Below are 24,722 nucleotides of genomic sequence, written 5' to 3'. Positions count from 1 at the left end.
CCAAGACTTCTAAGCCCTACTGCGCGACCAGCGGTTCCGCTTGTAGTTCCTGTTGCTGTCTTTCACGCTCCAAAGCCAATACGCCACGATGTGACAGATAGCAGAACAAGATGCAGCACACCACGCCGCCCATCAGCAGATAAAAGCCGCCATGCCACCCCATGTTATCGACCATCACGCCAAACAGGCTGGTGCCCAGCGTGGCCCCAAAGATATAACTCATAAACCCGCGCAGGCCAACGGCGGAGCCGACAGCAAAGCTGGGAACGATCTCCATCGTCTGTACCGAAGCCAGGAACTGTGGCACATAGATCAGGCAACCGACGATGGCGGCAAAGATGGTGACCATCAACAGCGAGTCACTCTTCCAGTAACCAATCAGGCAGATGAAAATCATCACCATGCAAATCATCGCCAGCGGCATACGGCGTCCCTTGAACAGCTTATCCGACAGCCACCCAGCCAACAGTGTGGACGGGATCGCCGCCCATTCGAAGAACAGAAACGCGATGCTCATCTGCTCTTTGGAGAAATGCTTTTCGGTCAGCAGGTAGATAGGCAGCCAACTGATCATGCCAAAGCGCACCATGTAGACAAATACGTCCACCAGCGAGACATACCAGGCATTTTTATTACGCAGAACATAGGTGCAGAAGATCTGGAAGGCGCTCATATTTTCCGGCGCCTGCTCCTGCACACCGGTTTTCACCCTGACGGTTTCTTCCGGCATCATTTGCTCCAAGGCAGGCAGACCTTCACTGCGCGGGGAGCCTTTACCCAGCCACAGCACTACCAACGCAAACAATACTGCCACGCCTGCTGGGACGATGTAGCTGGCGCTCTGCCAGTGTTCACTCCCCAATACCGCAAAGGCCACGCCGACGATGGGGGCTACCACCCCGCCGCCGATATTGTGGGATATATTCCAAAATGCGCCAACGCGGCCGCGCTCACGGCGTGGGAACCAGTTGGCAATGGTAATGAACGAAGGCCCTACGCCCATCCCCTGAAACAGGCCGTTAAACACCACCAATGCGGCAAAGACCCAGAAGGCAGTGCTGAACCCCAAACCGACGTTGACGATGGCACACAGCACCAGGCCACAGGCCATAAACACTTTAGGGTTGGCCTTATCGGCCAGGCTGCTCATCACCCCTTTGCTGATGCCGTAGGCAATCAGCATGCAACTGCTCAACATGCCGATCTGCGTCGCACTCAGATCCAGATGCTCTTTCAGGTAGGGCGTCGAAAGGGTGAAGTTGTTACGCACGATGTAATAGGCCAGGTAGCCCAAAAAGACGCTCAGTAACGCTTGCATGCGATAACGCTGGTAGGTTGCCTGCACCTGTTCTGGCGGAACACGCTTCGCCGCCGCGCTAGGTTTTAATAATGAAAACATGTTATTCCCCTGTGAGGTTTATCTGTACTGGCTCGATGCGCCTGCTATTTATTAATAACGCTCGCAGCGGATGGTGTAATTAATTCATTAATAAGACAAGCCCCGTAATATGTGTCAAAATTGACTCAAACCCAGAGAAAATAAGCCCAGTTTTGACCCATCAATTAACATTACCGTTATTAACCAAAATCCAGTGCGCTCACCTCCCCGCGCTAGAGCGCCACAGCACTGCGGTTGCACACAAAGCCAGCCCACAAGTGGTGATGTTTTTGAAGGTGTTAACAGTATTGATAGTCTATCAATGGTAATATTCTGACGTTCAGCAACGTTATAACCCCGGCTAAATCCTGTTGGTTGACGAAAAATATTTTTGTCCCAAATGCTTTGCGGGTTATTTTTATCGTCATTGCGATTTTATGAATAAGATCACAATCGATGAGGTCGAGGGAGAGTTTTATTATGCGTGCAACGCTCATTTTTTCGGCAATAGCCTGCTGGCTGTTATCTACTTCTGCCTGCGCCAAAAGAAATGAATTGGTGATGGCCACCACCTTTTCACCAGAGGCAACCGCCTACCTCATCAGCCGTTGGCAAGGCCAGCCCCAGTCGGTGGTCATCCGCACGCTGAACCGCACCAGTGCCTCTCTGGAACAACTGCTCGACAGCACCGGCAGTGACAACGTCGATCTGGTGCTGACCTCCTCCCCCATGCTGCTCCAGCACCTGCAACAGCATCAGCGCCTGGCAAACTATGAGGGTGCTCCGGAACAATCACAGCGGCTGGTGCCTGAACCTATCCGCAATACCGCCGTGGCGGTGGCCATTTCGGGTTTTGGCCTGCTGATCAACCGCACCAATCTGGCAGAGAAACGGCTGCCGCTACCAGACGATTGGGACGATCTGACCGATGCCCGCTACCAAGGAGCCCTGCTGATGAGCAGCCCTTCCCGCTCGGATACCAGCCACCTGATGGTGGAGTCGCTGTTGCAACAGAGGGGGTGGCAATCTGGCTGGCAAACGATGTTATCGGCGGCCGGTAACCTGATCACCATCTCTTCGCGCAGCTTTGGCGTGGCGGATAAAGTCAAAAGCGGCCTGGGTTCGGTCGGGCCGATTATCGATAACTATGCCAATCTGCTGCTTGACGATCCACATCTGGCCTTCCATTATTTCCCTCAGGCCGCGGCCTCCCCCACCTATATTGCCGTGACAAGCAATAGCCATTATCCCGCCGAGGCCCGGCGCTTTATTCAGTTCCTCCTCAGCCCACAGGGGCAGCGGGTCCTGGCCGATACCAGCACGGGAAAATACCCGGTGGTTCCGCTGCCGGCAGACAGCCCACGCTTCGCGCAGCAGCAAAAGCTGTTACAGCGGCCGCCGCTGAATTACTCGCTGATCCTGCAACGTCAGCGCCTGGTACAAAAACTGTTTGATACGGCCATCAGCTTCCGCCTGTCTCAACTCAAGGACGCCTGGAAAGCGTTGCATGGTGCTGAAAGCCGCCTCAAACGGCCTTTGCCGGAGATCCGTGCGTTGTTGACCGCCATTCCCGTCACCCAGGCCCAAAGCGAAGATCCGCAGTACCTTAAACAGTTTGCAGCACGTAGCGAGAGCGAGCAGCAGGTCATGGAATGGCAACTGTTCTTTCAGCAGCAACAGAGAAAGGCCATCAAGGCGCTGGAAGAGTTAAAATGAGCCGTTTATTGCCGCGCTTCTTCAAACGCCTGACCATCAGCGCCTGCCTGCGAGGTGCCTTTCTCACCGGCGCGCTGCTGACGCTTACCGTCAGCGGGGTCAGCCTGTACTCCTGGCATGAGCAAAGCTCGCAGGTCCGCTATGCGCTGGATGATTACTTTCCGCGTATCCAATCTTCGTTCGTGATCGAAAGCAATCTGAACACGCTGGTCGATCAGCTCAATGAGTTTTTGCAGGCCGCCAATACCAATGCCCGCCTGCAGTTAAGAAATCAGATCGTCGGTCATTTGGAGCAAATCGAGCAGGCCAGCATGCAGTTGGATAACCCTGAACGTCAGCAAATACAGGCGACGCTGGCAGAAAGCCGCCAACTGTTGGGCCGATTGGACAACGCGCTCTACAACATGTTTATCGCCAGGGAAAAGGTCAATGAGATCGCCGCGCGCATCAGTTGGCTACATGATGATTTCACCACCGAGCTGAATTCGCTGGTGCAGGATTTTAGCTGGCAACAGGGGGCTTTGCTCGATCAGATGGAGACAGGCTCTGGCCAGGCGCTCCCCCGCTTGCAGGCCAGTTTGCGCGAGGTGCAAAGTGAACAGCAGCAGGTTTATGCCCTGGCACGCATCGAGAACCAGATCGCCGATGCCCTGCGCGATCGCCTCAATGAGCTGCAATCCGGCGCTGAAGAGCCCACTTCGGTTGCCGAGCACGTACGTTACCTCGCCTACCTGAAAAAAACGGCGAGCGAAAATATGCAGGGGCTGCAGGCTCACCCCAGCACCATCACGCTGCGGCAAACCATCGACGAACTGCTGGAGACAGGCATTGCAGAAAACAGTATGCCCGCGGCGATGAAAGACTATCATCAGGCACAACGGGCTCTTACGCTGGCTACTCAGGCCAAGGAAGCGACGCTTGCCCGCTTTCGCACACAGCTGGAATCGCAACTGAGTAACAGCCACCAGCAGATGCAGACCTTTAACCACCGTCTGGAGCAGATCATCCGCGTCAGCGGCAGGCTAATTGTGATCGCCACCCTGCTGGCGATGTTATTGGTGTATTTGCTCAATCACTATTTTATCCGTTCCCGCCTGGTCAAGCGCTTTACCCTGCTAAACCAGGTGGTGGTGCGTATCGGCCTAGGGGAAACCAACGCGGCGATCCCGGTTTACGGTGGCGATGAACTGGGCCGCATCGCCCGTCTGTTGCGGCGGACCCTAGGCCAGTTAAACCAGCAAAAATCCCGGCTGGAGCAGGAAATCACCGAGCGTAAGGGCATTGAGCAGCATTTGCGCGCTACACAGGATGAGCTGGTGCAGGCCGCCAAACTGGCCGTGGTTGGGCAGACCATGACCACCCTGGCTCATGAAATCAACCAACCGCTGAACGCCCTGTCGATGTACCTGTTTACCGCTCGCCATGCGGTGGAGAAACAACAGCCAGAGGCTGCCACGCTGGCCCTGACCAAAGCCGACGGTCTGATTGGCCGCATGGATGCCATCATCCGCATGCTGCGGCAATTTACCCGGCGAACAGAACAGGATAGCCCCTCTCAGCCCGTTGATTTGCGCCAGTCACTAATCGCCGCCTGGGAGTTGCTGGCTCTGCGCCACCAACCGCTGCAGGGGGAACTGCGGCTACCGGAAGGCTCACCAAACGTGTTAGGTGATGAGGTTCGCATTCAGCAGGTATTGGTCAATCTGATGAGCAACGCGCTGGATGCCTGCCAGGAGCGGCCATTCTTGCAGATAAGCTGGCAACGCCAGGCGTCCGGTTGGCAGATCATGCTGTGGGATAATGGGCCTGGCTGGCCGCTGGCGCGGGCTGAATCGTTACTCAAACCTTTCACCACCAGCAAATCGGTGGGCTTGGGGATTGGCCTGTCCATCTCGCTCTCGCTGATGCAGCAAATGGGCGGCAGCCTGCATCTGGCCTCTACGCTGACGCAGAACGCCTGCGTCGTTTTACAGTTTCAACCGGTGGATCAACCATGTTAAGCCAACAAGCGCAAATTCTGTTAATCGACGACGATGCCGACGTCCTCGATGCCTATACCATGCTGCTCAACCAGGCAGGCTATCAGGTTCAGGCCTGTAATAACCCGCTTAAGGCACAGGAAATGCTCGGAGAGGAGTGGCCAGGGATCGTTATCAGCGATGTCTGTATGCCTGGCTGTTCCGGGATTGAACTGATGGCGCTACTGCTCGCTCACGATGCCTGCTTACCGGTGTTGTTGATCACCGGCCATGGCGACGTGCCGATGGCGGTTGAAGCGGTGAAAAAAGGGGCCTGGGACTTCCTGCAAAAACCGGTCAACCCGGCCCAGCTACTCGAACAGGTCGCTACCGCGCTGGCCCAGAGACGTTCTTACATTGCCCGTCGCCGTTGGCAGCAGGAACAGTTGCAGAGCAATCTGATTGGCCGTAGTGAATGGGTAAAGCAGCTACGAGTGCGTTTGCAGCAGGTAGCCGAAACCGATTTGGCGGTTTACCTGCAAGGGGAGTTAGGGGTCGGCAGGACGTTGGCTGCCCGTTATTTACACCGCATGAGCCATCGCAGCGAACAGCCGTTGATCGTGGGTGAATTGACGCCGGGGGGTGAGGCACCGTTAGAACAATGGATTGAGCAGGCAAGCGGCGGGACGCTGATTTTACGCCACCTCGAACACTTGTCTATCACCCAGCAGGCGCGGTTGATCCAGCTCCAGGGGCAAGATCCGCTGCCCTTCAGGCTGATCGGCATTGGGACTGCACCCTTGGTGGAACTGGCCGCCGGGCATACCCTCCTGCCCGATTTCTACTACTGCTTTGCCATGACCCAAATCGCCTGCCTGCCGCTTTCTCTGCGCCCTGACGATATAGAGCCGTTATTCCGCCACTACCTGGAGCAGGCCTGCCTGCGCCTTAACCATCCGTTGCCGGATCTGCCAGCCGAGCTGATTAAGCGTTTGGTCAAAAGGGTATGGCCAAATAACGTGCGCGAGCTGGCCAATGCCGCAGAGCTGTTTGCCGTAGGGGTGATGCCACTGGCAGAGACCGCCAACCCGCTGTTGCACGGATCCGATCCCGCTCCGCTGGATCAGCGTATCGAAGACTATGAGCGCCAGATCATTACCGAGGCGTTGAACCTGCATCAGGGACGGATTAACGAGGTGTCCGAGTATTTACAGATCCCGCGTAAAAAGCTCTACCTGCGGATGAAAAAGTACGATCTGGACAAGCAGCATTATCGTTGAGTGTGCCAGCGCGGTACCCGCAGCGTGATCACCAGGCCACCCTGTTCGCCATTGTGTGCCTCAACCTGCCCACCATGGGCCAGCACCACTTTGCGCGTGATCGCCAAACCCAGGCCATAGCCTTTGCCAGACATCGCCGATTTTACCCGGACGAAAGGATCAAAGATGCTGGACAGCTTTGACTCCTCCACGCCCGGCCCTTGATCGCTGACCTGGATCTGGAACAGCTGATCGATACGCGACAGCACCACGGTCACTCGCTGGCCGTGGCTGGAAAAGCGCAGGGCATTACGCACAATGTTCTCAACCGCCCGGCGCATCAATTCGGCATTACCTTTTACGGTGTATTCCTCGTCGGAACTGGCCTGCAACACGATTTCTACGCCAGGGATCTGCGCCTCATAGCGTGCATCGTTAACCACCGCCTCCACCAGCCCAAAGAGATCGAAATACTCTTCATCGTTCGACAGGCCGTTGTTCTCGGTACGTGACAGCGCCAGCAGTTCGCCAATCATCTTGTCCAGCCGCCCGGCTTCGTGCTCAATACGCTGCAGCGAGTTCTCCACGTTCTCTGGATTTTGCCGCCCCAGGCCGATGGCTAGCTGCAAGCGAGCCAATGGCGAACGCAACTCATGGGAAACATCATGCAGCAATTGCTCACGAGCGCTGACCAGCACCTCCAGCCGCTCCGCCATGCTGTCAAAGTCACGAGCCACCTCAGAAAGCTCGTCATGGCGCCTCCGCATCGCCGGGAACAGTCGCACCGCCAGATCGCCCTGCGCTACCCGCTCAAACCCAGCGCGCAGTTGGCGCATCGGGCGCGTCAGGTTCCAGGCCAACATGGCGCTGAACAGCAAGCCACCCAACCCACCGACCCACACCATTGGCTCCGGAATGTTCAGCAGGCGCCAGCGCTTGGGTGGCCGATATTCGGCACGCAGCCCTTCCAGATCGTAGCTCAACCGGTAGCTCTGGTTATCTGCACCTGTTACCCATTCCACCATCATTTTCGCTGGCTGGTTGGTTTGTGGGTTTTGGCCTGACTCATCAGCCGATGGCTTAAAGGCTGGCGTTACGCTTAAGAAGCGGCGTTCAGTTTCAGGCCATTTGGCAACCATTGCGTTCAGCGCGGGCATCCCGCTGCTGCGCAACACCGAGGCCGCAGAGGTCAGTTGCAGATTAGCGATACGCCAGGTCATGCTGTTTTCCGGGACTTCATGGCGATTACCATAAAAGGTAAACGTCACCCACAGCGCCTGGGTCATGATGATAAACGTCAGCCAGAAACCGAGCAGTATTTTCCAGAACAGTCTTCCGCGCATCGGCATTACCTGATGCGGTAACCGATACTGCGCACGGTTTCAATGCTCAGTCGGTTATCGGTTAGCGCGCCCAGCTTCTGGCGGATATTGCTGATATGCACGTCAACGCTGCGATCGTAGGCCTCGCGTGGCCGCCCCAGACCTTTCTCTGACAGTTCATCCTTCGACACCACTCGTTCTGGCGAACGCAGCAGTAACTCCAGCAAGTTGAACTCTGAGGCGGTGAGGTCGAATGTCTTACCCTGCCAGGCACTGCTGCGGGTGGACGGGTTGAGCGTCAATTCGTTAAAGCTCAGCACAGAAACCTTATCCACCGCTTCCGGCTGCTCTTCAAACCGGCGCAGCACCGCACGCAGGCGTGCCACCAGTTCGCGTGGGTAACAAGGTTTGGGTACATAGTCGTCGGCGCCCATCTCCAGCCCGATCACCCGATCGATATTGTCACCCTTGGCCGTCAGCATGATGATTGGCAAGCGGCTTTTTTTGCGTACTTCGCGCAGCACGTCGATACCGCTCATGTCCGGCAGCATGATGTCGAGGATCATCGCGATATACTCGCCAGAAAGCGCACCGTCTACTCCGGCCTTGCCGGTCAGCACCAGGGACGCGTTAAATCCTTCAGCCGTCAGGTATTCGCTCAGCATGGTGCCAAGTTCCAGATCGTCATCGACCAATAAAATTTTCATGCCCACTCCTCCGCTGATTTGCCGCCATTTTCGCGTCTATTGTCGCTGTACGCAGCCGGTTTTACCTAATCCTTACACATTGACATTCTCCCGGCACAAATGAAAGACGGGGCTTTAAGGCTCAGGGGATAATCGAGCTTGAGGGGATAAATGGCAGAGGTTGGGGAATAGGTAGAGAGTCACGCCCCTCCCTACCTATTATCACTCAGCTAGGAAAAGACGCCGGTAGACAGGTAGCGGTCACCGCGATCGCAGATAATGGCGACAATGACGCTGCCAGGATTGGCCGCAGCGACGCGCAACGCCCCGGCTACGGCACCACCGGAGCTGACGCCGCAGAAAATCCCTTCCCGCTGTGCCAGTTGGCGCATGGTCTGTTCGGCTTCGCTTTGTGCCATATCCAACACCTGATCCACCAGCTCCGGGCGGAAAATACCCGGCAGATAGGCCGGTGCCCAACGGCGGATGCCTGGAATGCTGCTGCCTTCAGCAGGCTGTAAACCGATGATATTCACCTGCGGATTTTGGCTTTTCAGGTAGCCGCCAACGCCGGTAATAGTGCCGGTGGTGCCCATGCTGGAGACGAAATGGGTGATGCGGCCAGCGGTCTGCTGCCAGATTTCCGGGCCGGTGGTGGTGAAATGCGCGTAGGGGTTATCCAGATTGTTGAACTGATCCAATACCTTGCCCTGCCCCTGCTGCTGCATCTCCAGCGCCAGGTCACGCGCCCCTTCCATCCCCTGCTCACGGCTGACCAGGATCAGTTCGGCACCATAGGCACGCATCGCCGCCTGGCGTTCCATGCTCATGTTTTCCGGCATCAGCAGCTTCAGCGTGTAGCCCTTCATCGCACAAATCATCGCCAGCGCGATGCCGGTATTGCCACTGGTGGCCTCGATCAGCGTATCGCCCGGCTGGATTTCACCGCGCAGCTCCGCCTGCTGGATCATTCCCAGCGCGGCCCGATCCTTGACTGACCCCGCCGGATTGTTGCCCTCCAGCTTGAGCCAGATTTCACTGTCCAGCCCTTCGGCCAGTCGTTGTAGTTTTACTAACGGTGTATTACCGATGCATTGTTCCAGCGTGGTCACAATCATTGCCTGCATATAATGTAAAAAGGCAACCCTGGGTTGCCTTAATGGGAATGGTTAGAAATTATCAGGCGCTTTTAGCTAACGCAACCGGTTGTAACAGTTGTTCACCAGCGTAGAGGCGGGCATTCAGGCTGCCAACGTAGTAACGGTCCCCGCGCGCCGGTGCGGCATGGCCTTCCGACATAATCACGCTGATAGGCTCCTGATGCCAGCCAATCGGCTGCACGGTCAACTGCCAGAAGTGGCCACGCGGGCTGACTTCCAATACCTGCACCGGTAATGGGCAACGGGCGCTGCAATCGGTGCCAATCTCCATTTCCCACGGGCGCAGAAACAGATCGACGCTGCCTTGGTGCATTGGCTGGAATGACAGCGGCCATTGGTGAGCACCCACAAACAGCTGTGAACCCCGGATTTCACCGTTCAGGCGGTTAACTTCACCCATAAACTCCAGCACGAAGCGGGTGGCGGGTTCACGCATGATCTCGGTAGGTGAGCCTACCTGCTCGATATTCCCCTGGCTCATCACCACGATGCGATCGGCGACTTCCATCGCTTCTTCCTGATCGTGAGTGACAAACACGCTGGTGAACTTCAGTTCTTCATGCAGTTGACGCAGCCAGCGGCGCAGTTCTTTACGCACCTGAGCATCCAGAGCACCAAACGGCTCGTCCAGCAGCAGGATCTGAGGCTCCACCGCCAGCGCGCGCGCCAAGGCGACACGTTGCTTCTGGCCGCCGGAAAGCTGTGAAGGGTAGCGGTTAGCCAGATGACCCAACTGCACCATCTCCAGCAACTGCTCCACTTTTTGTTTGATCGCCGCCGCATTCGGACGTTCACGGCGTGGCAGCACACTCAGGCCAAAGGCGATATTGTCGAAAACCGTCATATGGCGGAACAGCGCATAGTGTTGGAACACAAAGCCGACGCGGCGATCGCGCGCATGCACGCGGCTGACGTCGGTGCCGTGAAAGCCCAGCTTACCGCTGCTCTGGCTTTCCAGCCCGGCGATAATCCGCAGCAAAGTGGTCTTGCCCGAACCAGATGGGCCTAACAGCGCCACCATCTCACCGGAAGGAATATCGAGCGAGATATCGTTCAATACCTTGGTACGGCCAAAAGACTTGTTGATACCGTTAATCTCAATGCTCATGATTTTCCTCCCGCTCAAGACGCGCATCCTGACGCGCCAGGCGCCATTGCAGTCCGCTTTTCAGAAATAGGGTGACTATCGCCATCAGGGTCAACAGTGCCGCAGCGGTAAACGCCCCGGCGGTGTTGTAATCCTGATGCAGTAATTCCACTTGCAGTGGCAGGGTATAGGTTTCGCCACGGATAGAGCCGGACACCACCGATACTGCACCAAACTCGCCAATCGCGCGGGCGTTGGTCAGCACCACGCCATACAACAATGCCCAGCGGATGTTCGGTAAGGTGACGCGGCGGAACATCTGCCAACCGGAAGCGCCCAACAGCACCGCTGCCTCGTCTTCCTGGCTGCCCTGGCTCATCATCAGCGGCACCAGTTCACGGACCACAAACGGGCAGGTCACGAATATCGTTACCAGCACCATGCCCGGCCAGGCGAACATCAGTTGAATGTCATGGGCATCCAGCCAGCCGCCGATCGGGCCGTTGGTGCCGTAAAACAGCAAATACAGCAGCCCCGCCACCACCGGCGACACCGCAAACGGCATATCGAACAGCGTCAGCAGCAGTTGGCGGCCAGGGAAGGTAAAGCGCGTAACCAGCCAGGCCAGCAAAGTACCGAACACCAGGTTGACCGGCACGGTGATCAACGCCACCAGCACCGTCAGCCAAATGGCGTGCAGCATGTCCGGGTCCGACAGGTTATGCCACACGGCACCCACGCCGGAGGAAAATGCCTCGATAAAGATCATCACCATCGGCACGACCAGCAGCAGGATGGAGAACAGCGCGCCGATGGCAATCAGCGTCCATTTTCCCCAATTCACACGTGGGCGCTCTGCGCCGTTCAGGGCGGTAACATCAGCCATCAGTGCCCTCCAATACGGCGGCCAAAGCGGCTCTGCAAGGTGTTAATGGCAAACAGAAGTAGCAGTGATGCTGCCAGGATCACCGAGGCAATCGCACTGGCGGCCGGGTAATCGAACTCCTGTAAGCGCACAAAAATCATCAATGAGGTCACTTCGGTTTTCCAGGCAATGTTGCCTGCGATAAATATCACCGCACCAAACTCCCCCAGGCTGCGGGTAAACGACAGCGCCGTACCGGCGAGCAGCGCTGGCGCAACCTCTGGCAACACCACGCGGCGGAAACTTTGCCAACGGGTAGCCCCGAGCGTTTCGGCAGCCTCTTCATACTCCGGCCCCAACTCTTCCAGCACCGGTTGCACCGTGCGCACCACGAAAGGAATGCTGGTAAAGGCCATCGCCACCGCAATCCCCAACCAGGTGAAGGAAACCTTGATATCAAAATGCGCCAGCCATTGGCCGTACCAACCAGTGGTAGAAAACAGCCCCGCCAGGGTCAGGCCGGCCACCGCCGTAGGTAATGCAAACGGCAAATCCATCAGGCCATCCAGTAAGGAGCGGCCAGGAAACTGGTAACGGGTGAGGATCCAGGCCATCAGCATGCCAAATACCGCGTTGAAAACGCTGGCGACTCCGGCCGCCAGCAGCGTCACCTTATAAGCGGCCACGACCTGCGGATTGGTGATCACTTCCCAATACTGTGCCAGGCTCATCTGCGCCAGCTGCATCACCAGCGCGCTGAGCGGCAACAGCAAAATCAGGCAGGTGAAAAGCAGGCTGCTTCCCAGACTGAGAGTAAACCCAGGCAGAACCCGCTTGCTGGCCATCGAAAACATTACTTATGCCCTGCCGCTAACAGTTGGTCCAATTCTCCGCCCGTCGCAAAGTGGGCACTCATCACCTGCGGCCAGCCGCCGAACTGATCTTCCACGCTGAACAGCTTGGTCTCAGGGAATTGGCTCTTGGCCTCCGCCATCACCTGCGGATCATTGACTCGATAATAGAAGCTGGTGATCAGTTTCTGGGCCGCCGGGGTGTAGAGATAATTCAGGTACTCTTTGGCCACCTGTTCGGTGCCGTTTTTCTCGACGTTTTTGTCCACCCAGGCCACCGGGAACTCCGCCAGAATATCGACCGGCGGCACGATCACTTCATACTTGTCTGCACCGTACTGCTTGCGGATATTATTCACTTCGGATTCAAAGCTGATCAGCACGTCACCCAGGCCACGTTCGACAAAGGTCGTCGTTGCGCCACGGCCGCCGGTATCAAACACCACCACGTTTTTCAGTAAACGGGTCATGAACTCACGGGTCTTGGCCTGATCGTTGCCATCAGCCTGGCTGGCAGCGCCCCAGGCGGCCAGATAGGTGTAGCGGCCATTTCCGGAGGTTTTCGGGTTCGGGAATACCAGTTTCACGTCATCACGCACCAGATCGCTCCAGGTGTGGATGCCTTTCGGGTTGTCCTTGCGCACCAGGAACGCCATGGTGGAATAGAATGGAGAGCTGTTGTTCGGCAGGCGTTGCTGCCAATCTGCCGGGATCAGTTGGCCACGATCGTGCAGGATTTGCACGTCACTGACCTGGTTATAGGTGACCACATCGGCGCGCAGCCCCTGCAAGATCGCCAAGGCCTGTTTGGAAGAACCGGCGTGGGACTGTTTGATGGTCAGTTTGTCGTTCGGATGCTGCTGATCCCACTGCTTTTCAAAACCTGGGTTCAGCGCGGCAAACAGTTCGCGGGAGACGTCATAAGAGCTGTTGAGCAATTCTGCCGCCGAAGCCGTACCGCTGGCTAACAATGCCGCCACCAGCCAACCTTTCAACAGCGTATTTTTAACCCGGGAATGTTTCATTCTGCACCTTATCACTGAGTCTTACCGCCGGGCTGATGCCCTGATATTGACCAGTGTATTTATAACTTGATGCAGACCTGTAACGCTTTTATATACCGTTTAGTGATTTTCAAGCATCAAACGCTATAAGGCAGGAGGGGAGCGGTTCACCGCAGAGGGAAGGAAAGCCCGGAGCCAGAGGAACTGGCCCCAGGAGACGCATCAAAGTGACAACAGGCGCGTCAACGAAGGTGCGAAGTAGTAGCTGCCGGTCACTGCGCGGCTGAAACGCAGCATCGCGTCGTGTTTGCCGTCCAGCTCGCCGAACATGCTTAACAGCTGCTGTTCGATGTTGTGCAGGCGCGCGCAATAGGCGATGAAATACAGGCCATGTTTGCCGCTGGCGGTGCCATAAGGCAGGCTCTGGCGCAAAATTTTCAGCCCTTTGCCGTCTTCTTTCAGATCGACACGGCTGACGTGCGAGGTATCTGGCCGTTGATCCGGCGGTAGTTCTTCACTGTCTTGTTTGGTACGGCCAATGATCTGTTCCTGCTGTTCGGTGGTGAAACGCTGCCACTGGCGCAGGTTGTGCTCGTAACGCTGTACCAGCACGTAGCTGCCACCTTCGTCTTCTTCGCCAGCGCCAATCACCGCGACTTCCGGGCGTTGTTCGCCCTGCGGATTTTCGGTACCGTCGATAAAGCCGCTCAGATCGCGCTCTTCTACCCAGCGGAAACCGTGCGTTTCTTCTTCAATACGAATGGTGTTACCAAACGCGGCCAGGGCGGCCTGCGCCAGGGTAAAGTTAACGTCATGACGCAGCGATTGAATATGGATCAGCATATCGCGTTGGGTGGCCGGTGCCAGCCCCTTGCCCAGCGGTGCGAAAGGCTTCAGCTCTTTGGCTCCCTGGCCACTGGAAAGGTCATGCCAAACGTCGGAGCCAAAAGCGATAACCGCACCTAAGTGGGCATCTGGAAACTGTTGCTGCAACTCGCCGAGCGCCTGACAAAACTGTTTGCAACCCTGGCGCAGATCGACGAATTCGCCCTGCACCATAGCTTCCATAAAAATACCAAAACGGCAGTGTTCCAGCAGGATGCCGCTCTGAACCTGTGTCATGTTGATTTCCTCAAGACCTGAATCGGGTAACAGGTTGCCCTGTTATAAACGCGCAATATCATAACGCACAGCAGGCTGATTGCCTTGCCCGAACGCAAAGAAAATAGGGATTTAACGCCAAGCGAGGCAGGCACACCGCAAGGTGCGCCCGCAATAAGAATTATTGTGCTTTGGCATGCCAGACGATCTTACTCACCGTCCAGTTCTGCAGAGTATCGTCCGGTGGGATCAGATCCTGTGGGCCAGCCCATTTGCCACTGAAGATATAGCTGACATTGCGGCTTTGCTGCGCCACGCACTCGACCTTGCCAACATCATCACCGTCGGCCGGTTTACAGGCACCATAGGCCTTGCTGAACAGCTCGCTAAACGGCGTACCCAGCTTGCTGCCCCATTCGGTGGCGATCTTGGCGTCCATTACGTCAACGCGCTGAACGTGGCCTTTAGGCTCCCCGGTGATCACCAGCTTAACGTCATCGCCGTCCAATGCCTGGAAGTAGGAAACGATCTGCCCTTGGTTAGTCGCCATCCCACCACGCATGCGGTAGTTGTTGTTCAGGCCCTTGCCAATCGCCGCCTCCGTCATGGGAGTACCCGCCCCCACATCACCGACGCCTTTGGCGCTAACCTCTACGCTGCCGCCAAACCAGTTGAACGGCGACAGGCTGGACCAGGAGAAGTTTGACATGGCCGAACAGCCGGTCAACAACAGCGGTAGCCCTAACAACAGTGGGCGAATATTCATTCATAGCTCCTTAACATCAAAGACATCGGCGATATGCAGCCTCTCATAACCGCTGGGGCTGCGCCATCAATTGCCAGCTTGGAGTGCGTAAATTGGGAAAAGTGCCGCAGTTTTCGGCAATTAATTCGCCTCATCCTGCGGGATAAAACAGGCCTTCAAGCGCCGATTGATTAACAGATACCCCATCGCCAACACATCCAGCAACGCCAGCAGGAGATCCAGCGGAGGTTCATTGCTGTCTTGCTGCCACAGGCTATAAAGCGAGCCGAGCAGCGCCGCCGCCAGCGATACTACCAGTACCCAACGCCAACAGCGCCATAGACGGGGCCAATGCTGGCGGCGGCCAGCAATCAAAAAGGCCAGCGCCGCAGGCAGCCCCAGCAGCATACCGTACCAAAAACGCTGACTATCCGGGTAAAACAGCTGCAGCAAACTGCTGCCCTGATCGCGTGAGGTGCCCGCCATCACAAACAGTAGGCAGGTACGAGCCTGTAAGATCAGTACGCCCCAAAACCACAGCGGCAACCGTAGCATACCGTGCTGATCGTAATCGTCCGGTGAAAACCGGTGTGTTGACGCCTTCAAAGACTTTTCCTTGCCAATGTTATGATTACCCTTGCAAATGGCGACGCTGGCCACCATTTTCAATCTCCAGCTTAAGAAGCTCTTAAGATCCTTATGGTTTAATCAGGTTATGTCCCGCTAACGGGAAATCATTCAGACCACTGATAAGGAAGATCCAGATGAAAAAGATCGCTTTACTCACACTCATCGCATTATGCAGCGCACCGGTTCTAGCTCAACAGGGCGGGTTCATCGATCCCAACGCGACACCGGCTCAAACGCAAACCAGCCCGCAAGGTGGTTTCTCCGGCCCTAGCGCCGCACTGACCACGGTAGATAAGGTCAATTCGCTGAACGATGATACCTGGGTGATGTTGCAGGGCAATATCGAACAGCGCGTGGGTGATGACACCTACACCTTCCGCGACGCCACCGGTACGCTGACCGTAGAGATCGACAGAAAGCGCTGGAACGGCCAGACCATCACCCCAAAAGACAAGGTTCAGTTGGAAGGGAAAGTGGATAAGGACTGGAACAACGTGGAAGTCGATGTGAAAAACATCAAAAAACTGCCTTAAACCAGGGCTTGGGGCGGTGGTAACCACCGCCCTGACGATCAATATTCTTGATCTTCGATCAGGCGTTTCCCCAGACTGGTGATCGCCTGAATTTCGTAGCCGAGCTTTTCATACATTTCGATCACGGTGTCGTTGTCTTCACGCACCATCAGCTGAATTTTCGGACAGCCGCGCGCAATCAGCTTTTTCTCCAGCCGACTAATCAACGCATTGGCAATGCCGCGCCCGCGATAGTCTGGGTGAACGCCCAGGTAATACGCCGAGCCACGGTGGCCGTCATAACCGCCCATCACCGAGCCAACCACCTCACCGCCCACTTCCGCCACCAAAAACAGATCCGGATCGTGGTTCAGTTTGCGTTCAATATCCATCTCGGGATCGTTCCATGGCCGTAACAGGTCGCAACGCTCCCACAGGGTGATGACCTCTTCAAAGTCGTCTTGCCGAAATACGCGAATTTCCATCGTTGCTCGCTACTGTTAATTGAACTTTTTTCTGATTATTGCGTAATTATTAACTGATACCCACAGTCTTTCAAGCCGCAGCGTTTTGTCAGGTAATAAATGGCAATAGTTATCAAGTCGATTAATGAGGATCAATACGCTATAACGTCGCGAAATAGATTGATCGAGTTGGAGCCGCGCGTGATGAAGAAACAGAGCAAAACCTACCTCAATTTCAGCCCCCTCACCGCTTCATCAACCCGCCGCCAACTGCTGCTCTCCGGCCTGGCTCTGGCCCTGCTTGGGGGCAAAACCTCAGCAACCCAGGCCAATATGCTGCAACCAAAACCGCACAGCAAACCGCTACCCAAAGCCACTGGGAGCAAAAGAGTGGTGATGATCGATCCCGGCCACGGCGGTATCGACTCCGGTGCCGTGGGCCATGAAGGCTCACAGGAAAAACACGTGGTGCTGGAAATTGCCAACCATGTGCGGCGTTTTTTGCATGAGCACGAGCACGTTGAAGCCCGCCTGACACGGGAGGAGGATGAGTTTATCCCGCTGTTCCAGCGCGTGGAGATCGCCCATCAGCATCAGGCCGATCTGTTTATCTCGATCCATGCCGATGGGTTTACCAGCCCGGATGCCGCCGGTGCCTCGGTGTTTGCCCTTTCCAACCGCGGAGCCAGCAGTGCGATGGCGCGCTATCTCTCCAATAAGGAAAACGCCGCCGATGACGTTGCGGGGGGCAAATACAAAGATCAGGACAACTATCTACAACAGGTGTTGTTCGATCTGGTGCAAACCGACACCATCAATAACAGCCTGACCCTGGGCCGCCATGTGCTGGGCCAGATCCGCCCGGTTCACCACCTGCACAGTGAAAGCACCGAACAGGCAGCGTTTGCCGTATTAAAGTCCCCTTCTATTCCTTCGGTGCTGGTAGAAACCTCGTTTATCACCAACCCCGGTGAGGAACGCCTGTTAGGCACCACCGCCTTTCGCGAAAAAATTGCCCGCGCCATCGCCGACGGCGTGATCAATTTCTTCCAATATTACGACGTTCACCAACGCAAGCCGCGCTAGACCTGCAAAATACGGGGCGAGAAGGTATACTTGCCGCCCTGTTCAGTTACCCATTGCGAATATCCCGTATGAGTTTACCCACCATTGCCGCAGTAAAATCCTTCCTGCTGGCGTTGCAAGACCAGATTTGCGAGCAGTTGGCCCAGGCCGATGGCGGCGCCGGTTTTAAGGAAGATCGCTGGACGCGTGAAGAAGGCGGCGGTGGCCGTAGCCGGGTGTTGACCAACGGTGCAGTATTCGAACAGGCCGGGGTAAATTTCTCCCACGTTTCGGGGGCCACGCTGCCCGCCTCTGCTACTGCGCATCGTCCAGAACTGGCCGGGCGCAGCTTTCAGGCGATGGGCGTATCACTGGTGATCCATCCGCTCAGCCCCTATATTCCCACCAGCCATGCCAACGTGCGCTTCTTTATCGCGGAAAAACCGGGCGAAGAGCCGGTTTGGTGGTTTGGCGGCGGCTTTGACCTAACGCCGTTCTATGGCTTTACCGAGGACGCCGTTCACTGGCACCGCACAGCGCTTCAACTCTGCGCCCCCTTCGGCGACGACGTGTACCCGAAATACAAAAAGTGGTGCGACGAGTATTTCTTTATCAAACACCGTAATGAAGCCCGCGGTATCGGCGGCCTGTTCTTTGACGATCTGAATACCCCGGATTTCGAAAGCTGTTTCGCGTTTACCCAGGCGGTAGGTGAAGGCTTCCTGGAGGCCTATCTGCCGATTGTGGAAAGACGTAAAGCACTGCCTTGGGGCGACAACGAACGCCAGTTTCAACTCTATCGCCGTGGCCGCTATGTCGAGTTTAATTTGGTGTGGGATCGCGGTACGCTGTTCGGCCTGCAAACCGGGGGCCGCACCGAATCGATCCTGATGTCGATGCCGCCTTTGGTGCGTTGGGAATATAACTTCCAGCCCGCAACCGACAGCCCGGAAGCCGCGCTATACCGTGACTTTCTACCGGTGCGCGACTGGCTACAGGAGCAACAATAATGCAGATTTGGGTCGATGCCGACGCCTGTCCAAACGTGATCAAAGAAGTGCTGTTCCGTGCCGCAGACCGCGCGGCGATGCCCGTCACCCTGGTGGCTAATCAGCCTCTGCGCACGCCCCCTTCGAAATTTATCCGCACCTTGCAGGTTGCTGCAGGATTTGACGTGGCGGATAACGAAATCGTGCGCCGCTGTGAAAAAGGCGATCTGGTGATCACCGCGGATATCCCACTGGCCGCCGAAGTGATAGAAAAAGGCGCTATCGCCCTGAATCCTCGCGGTGAGCGTTATACGCCAGACACCATTCGTGAACGCCTGAACATGCGTGATTTTATGGATACCCTACGCTCCAGCGGGATCCAGACCGGGGGGCCGAACACCCTCAACCAGCGCGATAGACAGCAGTTTGCCAATGAGTTGGACAAGTGGCTGCAGCAGGCGAAACGGGCCAATTAGCACCGAGAGGCCCCCTCACCCTCACCCTAACCCTCTCCCACAGGGAGAGGGGATCAGATCGAGTGTGCCTGAAAACTCAGTGACGCACCCTGGATAAGGGGACGATCGAGTTTAATGAGATGACCGCTTTACTTCCAAAAGAACTGGGGCTAACAGCTCCCTCTCCCTATGGGCTGAGGTATCCCCACTAATTTTTTCTTAGTGGTTTCAGAGAATTAGAGCGAGTGTTTTACGATCAATCTGTTCCATTTTGTTCGTAAATTGGCAGTGAGAGAATGACGAACCACTTCTTTTCGTCTGCTTGAGGCTGTTTTTTAGTCCGTTTATGGGTAAAAAACAGCCTATTTCTCGTCTCAATTTTTCTGGGGATTCCTCAGCCCACAGGGAGAGGGGATCAGATCGAGTGTGCCTGAAAACTCAGTGACACACCCTGGATAAGGGGACGATCGAGTTTAATGAGATGACCACTTTACTTCCAAAAGAGCTGGGGCTAACAGCTCCCTCTCCCTATGGGCTGAGGTATCCCCACTAATTTTTTCTTAGTGGTTTCAGAGAATTAGAGCGAGTGTTTTACGATCAATCTGTTCCATTTTGTTCGTAAATTGGCAGTGAGAGAATGACGAACCACTTCTTCTCGTCTGCTTGAGGCTGTTTTTTAGTCCGTTCATGGGTAAAAAACAGCCTATTTCTCGTCTCAATTTTTCTGGGGATTCCTCAGCCCACAGGGAGAGGGGATCAGATCGAGTGTGCCTGAAAACTCAGTGACACACCCTGGATAAGGGGACGATCGAGTTTAATGAGATGACCGCTTTACTTCCAAAAGAGCTGGGGCTAACAGCTCCCTCTCCCTGTGGGAGAGGGTTGGGGTGAGGGGCCGCAAACGCCTCAAATCAGCTTAGAAGCGCACCTCGCCACCAAACAGATAAGTCCGCCCGCGTGCGGTGTTGGCCGCGGTGGCCTCATCCCCCTGGATCGGCAACATATTCAGCTTGTTAAGCGCATCGGAATAGCTTTTGTCCATCACGTTTTGCACGCTGAATTTCAGCAAAACATTACGGTTGATCTGATAGGTGCTGTACAGATCGATAACGGTGGGAATATTTGGCATCTCCTGTTTCATCAACATCCCGTTTTCCTCACTCATTTCAAAGTCAGGAGAAAGGCGGCGAGCCTTACCGGTATATTTGATGATGCTACCCACGGTCAGCGCTTCGTCAAAGAAACGTAACCCGCTATCCAATGTGAAATACATATCCGGCAGTTCGTTGATATCTCCCGCGCCAAAGTAGCTACTGGCGATAGAGGTAGGCTGGTCGGTGTGCTGTTTGCTAAATGAGGCACGGGCAAAACCGCGGCCAGCATCATAGTTGGCTTCCAGCTCCACCCCGTGGGTACGAACCGGCGTCAGGGAGTTGACGTAGATATACATGTTATCCGAGAACTCTTCGCTGGCATCGCTCCAGTCATTCTGCAAGTTCTCGCCCAAACTACACTTGCGGCCATTTCGGCACACCATGTAAGACTCGCTGAAGATATAGTTTTTGATTTTGCTGGTGTAAACCACCGCCTTAAAGCGCAGAGTGTCCTGCTTGAACAGCAGATCGTTGCCGCTGAGGTTAAAACCCGCTTGCCAGGTTTCTGAACGTTCGCCTTTCAGGAACGGGTTCATCGAAGCGCCGCCGGAATTAGAGAAAAACACCTCTTGGATGTTGGGGGCGCGCATCGATTTACTGTAGCTGGCAAAAGGTTGCAGCCAAGGCGTGACCTGCGCAGACAGCATCACTGACGGGTTAAATCCGTGCTCCTTCAGATCGATATTGGCACTGCCCTGCGGAAAACACTCCACCCGCAAATCACAGGCCGGTTTAAAGCCGGTGAGCTTGTTGTTGGCATAATTGAGATTGAGATCGAGCTGGTAGATATCACGGTTGAGTTGCAAACCGGTGTACAGGCTGGCGATACGCTGGTCGCCCGACGGGGCAAAGGTGTTGTTCTCGATCGCCTCATGCGCCGTCTGCGGATCCTCTATCTGTGATTCAACGTGCTTGTCGTACTGGTTGCGCATCAGTTTACCGCCGTAGGTGAACGCTACGTCGGTCTGCCACAGGCTGAAACGGCTGGTATTATTGATATCCAGCGCGTCGGAGCGGTTTTGCGCATTGGTATTAAAGAAAGTGAACAGTGAATCGCTGTCATACTTCTGATTCCCCTTGCTGTGGCTGACGGTCATATTCAGATCCACCAGCTCGGAAAATGGCGCATAGTGATATTTGAGATAAAAATCGTTGCTGTCGATATCGCGGCGCGAGAATTTATTCTGATAAGTACGAGCAGATAATTCAATGCTGTGATATTCGTTGGGCTTGATATCCACCTTGAACAGCTGCGATTTGGGGTTTTGCTTCATAAACTCGTCGTAGCCGAAGTCCTCACTGCTCACGCCGTCGCCGTTGTTGAAGTTGGAATAGATGGAGCTGCCGCTAATGGCAGCCATCACGCCCAAACTGCCGGTATCGCTGAACGCCGCCCCTTTGGCCCCAACGGCGATCATACCGCTGCGGCCAATGCCGTTACTGCCCACGGAGAACTTGGTGCGCACGCCAAACGGATTATCGGCAAACACCACATCATCCACGCCGATAGTGCGGAAGTTGGCGCTGCCCGCCAATGCGTTCACCCCAGATGCGCCGCTGTTCTCACCACGCGCCACATCGACCCCAACAATAAAATTCGGATCGATCAGCACGCCGGATTGATTGTTGGTGGAACCATGGGACATCACGCCAGAGGTTGAGGTGCCAAAATAGCTCTGGGTAATGCCATCAACCATGGTATTTACCCGGCCAAAACCGCTCATCCCACGGATATTGACGCTGACCGCCCCCTGGCTGGGATCGATTTGAGTAAAAGTGCCGGGCATGCTGCGCAAGATATTATCTATCGACTGTAGATTTTTATTTTCGTCGCGCGAACTGAATGCCCCAGGTTTTTCCAATGCCTCCTGTTCACTGTTATTAGCCGCTGCCGAAACATTCAGCGGGCTGAATACTGCCTGACCTTTATTTTCTGCAGCCAACAGCGGGCCAGACAAAACCATACCGGTGCCAACCGCACCAATAAGCAGTTTAAATTTCATATATCCCCTAAAGTATTGCTATCAAAATCAGTGAGTGATCAATGCTCAGCAGAAAATACCGCCAGGTAGGCGGAAATTTATTATGGTTATTATCTGCCGCGCAGCCATTAAGCCGCGCGGCCAAGATCCTTATTTTTGTGTTTTTTCGTCCATTGCTAAAATAAAGCTGTATTCCAGCGCGCTATTTTCCAACCGACTCAAGCGGCCCGATTTTCCCCCGTGGCCCGCCGACATATCCGTGGACAGCAATAACACTGCCTCCCCCTGCTGGAATTGGCGCAGTTTCGCCACCCATTTGGCGGGTTCCCAATACTGCACCTGCGAATCGTAGAGCCCGCTGGTGACCAACAGATTCGGATAGTGCTGCGCGCGCACATTATCGTACGGACTGTAGGACTTGATCAGCGCATAGGGCTGCGGCTGATTGGGATTGCCCCACTCCTCGTATTCACCGACGGTCAACGGGATGCTGTCATCCAGCATCGTCGTCAGCACATCGACAAAAGGCACCTGTGCCACCACAGCGTTATACAGTTGGGGAGCCTGGTTGATCACCGCCCCCACCAGCAGACCACCGGCGCTGCCCCCCATGGCATAAACACGCCCCGGCTGCCCATAACCCTGTTCGATCAGTGCCTGGGTGGCATCGATAAAGTCATTGAAGGTGTTTGGCTTGTTCGCCAGTTTGCCCTGCTGATACCAGTTTTGGCCAAGCTCACCGCCGCCGCGTACGTGGATGAGCGCATAGACGAAACCGCGATCCAACAGGCTGATGCGGTTGGCGCTGAACGCCGGATCCATACTCATGCCATAGGCGCCGTAGCCGTACACCACCAGCGGACTTTTGCCAGGTTTGAATTTGGCACTGTTGTATACCAGCGAAACTGGTACTTTCACGCCGTCGCGGGCGGTGATCCACAAACGCTCACTGTGATACAAGCCTGGTTCTACGCCCTTCACCTCTTGGCGTTTCAGCAACTCGCGTTTACCGCTGTTGAGATCCCATTCATAGGTGCTGGTTGGCGTGGTCATGGCCGAATAGCCATAGCGCAGACGGCCACTTTCCGGGTCCGGGTTGTAGCCCAGCCAGGCCATATAGCTGGCATCATCAAACGGAATGCTGCGTTGCTCGCCCCCTTGCCAGGCAATCTGCCGTAAATGCACCAAGCCCTCACTACGCTCTTTCACCACCAGCCAGTCACGAAACAGGGCAAAACTTTCCAACTCACTGTTTTCCTGTGGAGCGATCAGCGGCTTCCAAGGCAGGTTCGCGGATGCCGTCTGGTACAAACCGAAATGCGGGCTTTGATGATTGGAACGCAGATAAAACGCACCGCGATAATGGTCGAGGTAATATTCGCGCCCGGCCTGACGCGGGGCAAAAAGTTGCACCGGAGTTTGCGGCCGGTTGGCGTCGATCAGGCGCACTTCGGAAGTGGTATTCCCGCTGATGGTAACAATCACGTAATCCCGCGAAGAGGAGCGTTCCAGGCTCAGGTAAAAGGCCCCATCGTTTTCCTGATACACCAACTTATCGGCAGCCACCGGCGTACCGAATTGATGGCGATAGACCTGATAGGGTGACAGCGTTTGGGGATGATTGCGCACGTAGAACAAGCTGTTGCCGTCGTTGGCCCACACCATATTGCCCGAGGTGTTTTCAATCACCTCTTTGGCCCAAGCGCCGCTAGCCAGATCGCGCAGGGAAATGCGGTATTGCCTGCGCCCTTGAGTATCCTCCGCGACGGCCAGGCGGCGGTTATCTTCACTGACAGCCAATCCCCCCACGCGGTAATAATCTTGGCCTTGGGCACGCTGATTGCCATCCAGCAGCGTCTGCCAGGCGGAGCCATCTGCCACGGCCTGCCGCTGGTAGACGGCAAACTCTTTACCCGCATCAATGCGTTCTTGATAGCGGTAGCCGTTGAGCTGATAGGGAACCGAGCGATCTTCCGGACTCATGCGGCCCAGCATCTCGTGATACAACCGATCGCGCAGCGTCTGATATGGCTGCATCACCTGTTCGGTATAACGGTTTTCCGCCGTCAGATAAGCCAACACCTGTTTATTCTGGCGGCCATCATCGCGCAGCCAATAATAATTATCGATTCGTGTTTCGCCCTGGGCGGTTAATTTATGCGGAATAATTTCAGCCTGGGGCGGCGGCACGGCTGCCTTGGTGGTAAAGCTTAATAACCCCATAAAAATCAGTAGATAAGTCACCAAAGGCCTGCGGCAGCGAGCCGATTGAACAGGTAATGTCATAACCCCTCACGATAATTTGAGCGTAGCAAACCCCTCTCCTGTTGCGCACAACA

Annotated in this window: 21 protein-coding genes and 2 pseudogenes; 7 read left to right on the top strand and 16 right to left on the bottom strand. The window is 55.5% G+C overall.

The window, feature by feature from the left end; all coding sequences use genetic code 11:
* Positions 1-16: 16 nt before the first annotated feature.
* The gene (pgtP, locus tag ACX9GU_RS07770; protein ID WP_021807058.1) at positions 17-1,399 is read right to left on the bottom strand and encodes a phosphoglycerate transporter PgtP; all 1,383 of its coding nucleotides are present in this window, start codon (positions 1,397-1,399) and stop codon (positions 17-19) included.
* Positions 1,400-1,677: 278 nt separating this feature from the next.
* Positions 1,678-1,947: a hypothetical protein gene (locus ACX9GU_RS07765; protein ID WP_473195255.1), complete on the bottom strand. Its 270-nt coding sequence runs from the start codon at positions 1,945-1,947 to the stop codon at positions 1,678-1,680.
* Between ACX9GU_RS07765 and ACX9GU_RS07760 the strand changes: the two genes are divergently transcribed.
* Genes ACX9GU_RS07760 through pgtA form a run of 3 tightly spaced genes read left to right on the top strand, consistent with a single transcriptional unit; the run spans position 1,859 to position 6,332 of the window.
* A complete protein-coding gene (locus ACX9GU_RS07760) occupies positions 1,859-3,094 on the top strand; it encodes an ABC transporter substrate-binding protein (RefSeq protein ID WP_473194378.1) in 1,236 nt (411 codons plus the stop codon). The genes ACX9GU_RS07765 and ACX9GU_RS07760 overlap by 89 nt on opposite strands.
* Entirely contained in the window at positions 3,091-5,094 is a 2,004-nt protein-coding gene (pgtB, locus tag ACX9GU_RS07755; RefSeq protein WP_473194377.1) for a two-component system sensor histidine kinase PgtB, read from the top strand. The genes ACX9GU_RS07760 and pgtB overlap by 4 nt, the downstream gene beginning before the upstream one ends.
* On the top strand, positions 5,088-6,332 hold the full coding sequence (gene pgtA / locus ACX9GU_RS07750) for a two-component system response regulator PgtA (protein ID WP_418355104.1): 1,245 nt from the start codon (positions 5,088-5,090) through the stop codon (positions 6,330-6,332). The genes pgtB and pgtA overlap by 7 nt, the downstream gene beginning before the upstream one ends.
* Here pgtA and ACX9GU_RS07745 read toward each other — a convergent pair.
* From ACX9GU_RS07745 to ACX9GU_RS07695, 11 genes and pseudogenes are all read right to left on the bottom strand, one after another.
* Positions 6,323-7,333 (bottom strand): annotated as a pseudogene (locus ACX9GU_RS07745) (ATP-binding protein); the annotation flags it as partial. The gene pgtA and the pseudogene ACX9GU_RS07745 overlap by 10 nt on opposite strands.
* 92 nt (positions 7,334-7,425) lie before the next feature.
* A pseudogene (locus tag ACX9GU_RS07740) lies at positions 7,426-7,654 on the bottom strand (sensor histidine kinase); the annotation flags it as partial.
* A 5-nt stretch (positions 7,655-7,659) separates the two neighbouring features.
* Complete coding sequence (locus ACX9GU_RS07735; RefSeq protein WP_021807065.1) at positions 7,660-8,340, bottom strand: response regulator transcription factor; 681 nt, start codon at positions 8,338-8,340, stop codon at positions 7,660-7,662.
* Between the two features lie 209 nt (positions 8,341-8,549).
* Positions 8,550-9,431: a cysteine synthase CysM gene (gene cysM / locus ACX9GU_RS07730; RefSeq protein WP_039995377.1), complete on the bottom strand. Its 882-nt coding sequence runs from the start codon at positions 9,429-9,431 to the stop codon at positions 8,550-8,552.
* A gap of 67 nt (positions 9,432-9,498) precedes the next feature.
* Positions 9,499-10,587, bottom strand: coding sequence for a sulfate/thiosulfate ABC transporter ATP-binding protein CysA (gene cysA, locus ACX9GU_RS07725; RefSeq protein WP_021178698.1), 1,089 nt, complete (start codon positions 10,585-10,587; stop codon positions 9,499-9,501).
* A complete protein-coding gene (cysW, locus tag ACX9GU_RS07720; protein WP_021807067.1) occupies positions 10,577-11,452 on the bottom strand; it encodes a sulfate/thiosulfate ABC transporter permease CysW in 876 nt (291 codons plus the stop codon). Before cysW ends, cysA begins: the two co-directional genes overlap by 11 nt.
* The gene (gene cysT, locus ACX9GU_RS07715) at positions 11,452-12,285 is read right to left on the bottom strand and encodes a sulfate/thiosulfate ABC transporter permease CysT (RefSeq protein WP_021178700.1); all 834 of its coding nucleotides are present in this window, start codon (positions 12,283-12,285) and stop codon (positions 11,452-11,454) included. Before cysT ends, cysW begins: the two co-directional genes overlap by 1 nt.
* Positions 12,285-13,307, bottom strand: coding sequence for a sulfate ABC transporter substrate-binding protein (locus ACX9GU_RS07710; RefSeq protein ID WP_473194376.1), 1,023 nt, complete (start codon positions 13,305-13,307; stop codon positions 12,285-12,287). The genes cysT and ACX9GU_RS07710 overlap by 1 nt, the downstream gene beginning before the upstream one ends.
* Positions 13,308-13,508: 201 nt before the next feature.
* Positions 13,509-14,408, bottom strand: a complete 900-nt coding sequence (locus ACX9GU_RS07705; protein ID WP_473194375.1) for a Dyp-type peroxidase — start codon at positions 14,406-14,408, stop codon at positions 13,509-13,511.
* A gap of 160 nt (positions 14,409-14,568) precedes the next feature.
* Positions 14,569-15,153 (bottom strand): RpoE-regulated lipoprotein, encoded by a 585-nt coding sequence (locus ACX9GU_RS07700; protein WP_166733097.1) that lies wholly within the window; start codon positions 15,151-15,153, stop codon positions 14,569-14,571.
* 120 nt (positions 15,154-15,273) lie between these two features.
* A complete protein-coding gene (locus tag ACX9GU_RS07695; RefSeq protein ID WP_473194374.1) occupies positions 15,274-15,738 on the bottom strand; it encodes a DUF2919 domain-containing protein in 465 nt (154 codons plus the stop codon).
* Between the two features lie 158 nt (positions 15,739-15,896).
* On the opposite strand from ACX9GU_RS07695, the gene ACX9GU_RS07690 reads away from it, so the two are divergent.
* Entirely contained in the window at positions 15,897-16,295 is a 399-nt protein-coding gene (locus tag ACX9GU_RS07690) for a YgiW/YdeI family stress tolerance OB fold protein (RefSeq protein WP_473194373.1), read from the top strand.
* A 38-nt stretch (positions 16,296-16,333) separates the two neighbouring features.
* Here the strand turns inward: ACX9GU_RS07690 and ACX9GU_RS07685 are convergent, their stop codons facing one another.
* Positions 16,334-16,759 (bottom strand): GNAT family acetyltransferase, encoded by a 426-nt coding sequence (locus ACX9GU_RS07685; RefSeq protein ID WP_021807072.1) that lies wholly within the window; start codon positions 16,757-16,759, stop codon positions 16,334-16,336.
* A 183-nt stretch (positions 16,760-16,942) separates the two neighbouring features.
* Here ACX9GU_RS07685 and amiA point away from each other — a divergent pair, with 183 nt between their 5' ends.
* The 3 genes from amiA to ACX9GU_RS07670 all read left to right on the top strand — a co-directional run bounded on the left by amiA (position 16,943) and on the right by ACX9GU_RS07670 (position 19,268).
* A complete protein-coding gene (amiA, locus tag ACX9GU_RS07680; protein ID WP_473195133.1) occupies positions 16,943-17,824 on the top strand; it encodes an N-acetylmuramoyl-L-alanine amidase AmiA in 882 nt (293 codons plus the stop codon).
* 68 nt (positions 17,825-17,892) lie between these two features.
* A complete protein-coding gene (gene hemF, locus ACX9GU_RS07675; RefSeq protein ID WP_473194372.1) occupies positions 17,893-18,813 on the top strand; it encodes an oxygen-dependent coproporphyrinogen oxidase in 921 nt (306 codons plus the stop codon).
* The gene (locus tag ACX9GU_RS07670) at positions 18,813-19,268 is read left to right on the top strand and encodes a YaiI/YqxD family protein (RefSeq protein WP_024527105.1); all 456 of its coding nucleotides are present in this window, start codon (positions 18,813-18,815) and stop codon (positions 19,266-19,268) included. The genes hemF and ACX9GU_RS07670 overlap by 1 nt, the downstream gene beginning before the upstream one ends.
* A gap of 895 nt (positions 19,269-20,163) precedes the next feature.
* On the opposite strand, the gene ACX9GU_RS07665 is transcribed toward ACX9GU_RS07670, so the two are convergent.
* Both ACX9GU_RS07665 and ACX9GU_RS07660 read right to left on the bottom strand, forming a co-directional pair.
* Positions 20,164-22,404 carry a TonB-dependent receptor domain-containing protein gene (locus tag ACX9GU_RS07665; RefSeq protein WP_473194371.1) on the bottom strand — a complete coding sequence of 747 codons (2,241 nt, stop codon included), beginning with the start codon at positions 22,402-22,404 and terminating at the stop codon, positions 20,164-20,166.
* A gap of 129 nt (positions 22,405-22,533) precedes the next feature.
* The gene (locus ACX9GU_RS07660; protein ID WP_473195132.1) at positions 22,534-24,606 is read right to left on the bottom strand and encodes a S9 family peptidase; all 2,073 of its coding nucleotides are present in this window, start codon (positions 24,604-24,606) and stop codon (positions 22,534-22,536) included.
* Positions 24,607-24,722 lie beyond the last annotated feature (116 nt).

This window comes from Serratia sp. K1WW1, from assembly GCF_055790865.1.
Note: the sequence above shows the minus strand (reverse complement) of the source record. Positions and strands in the feature narration are given on the sequence as shown.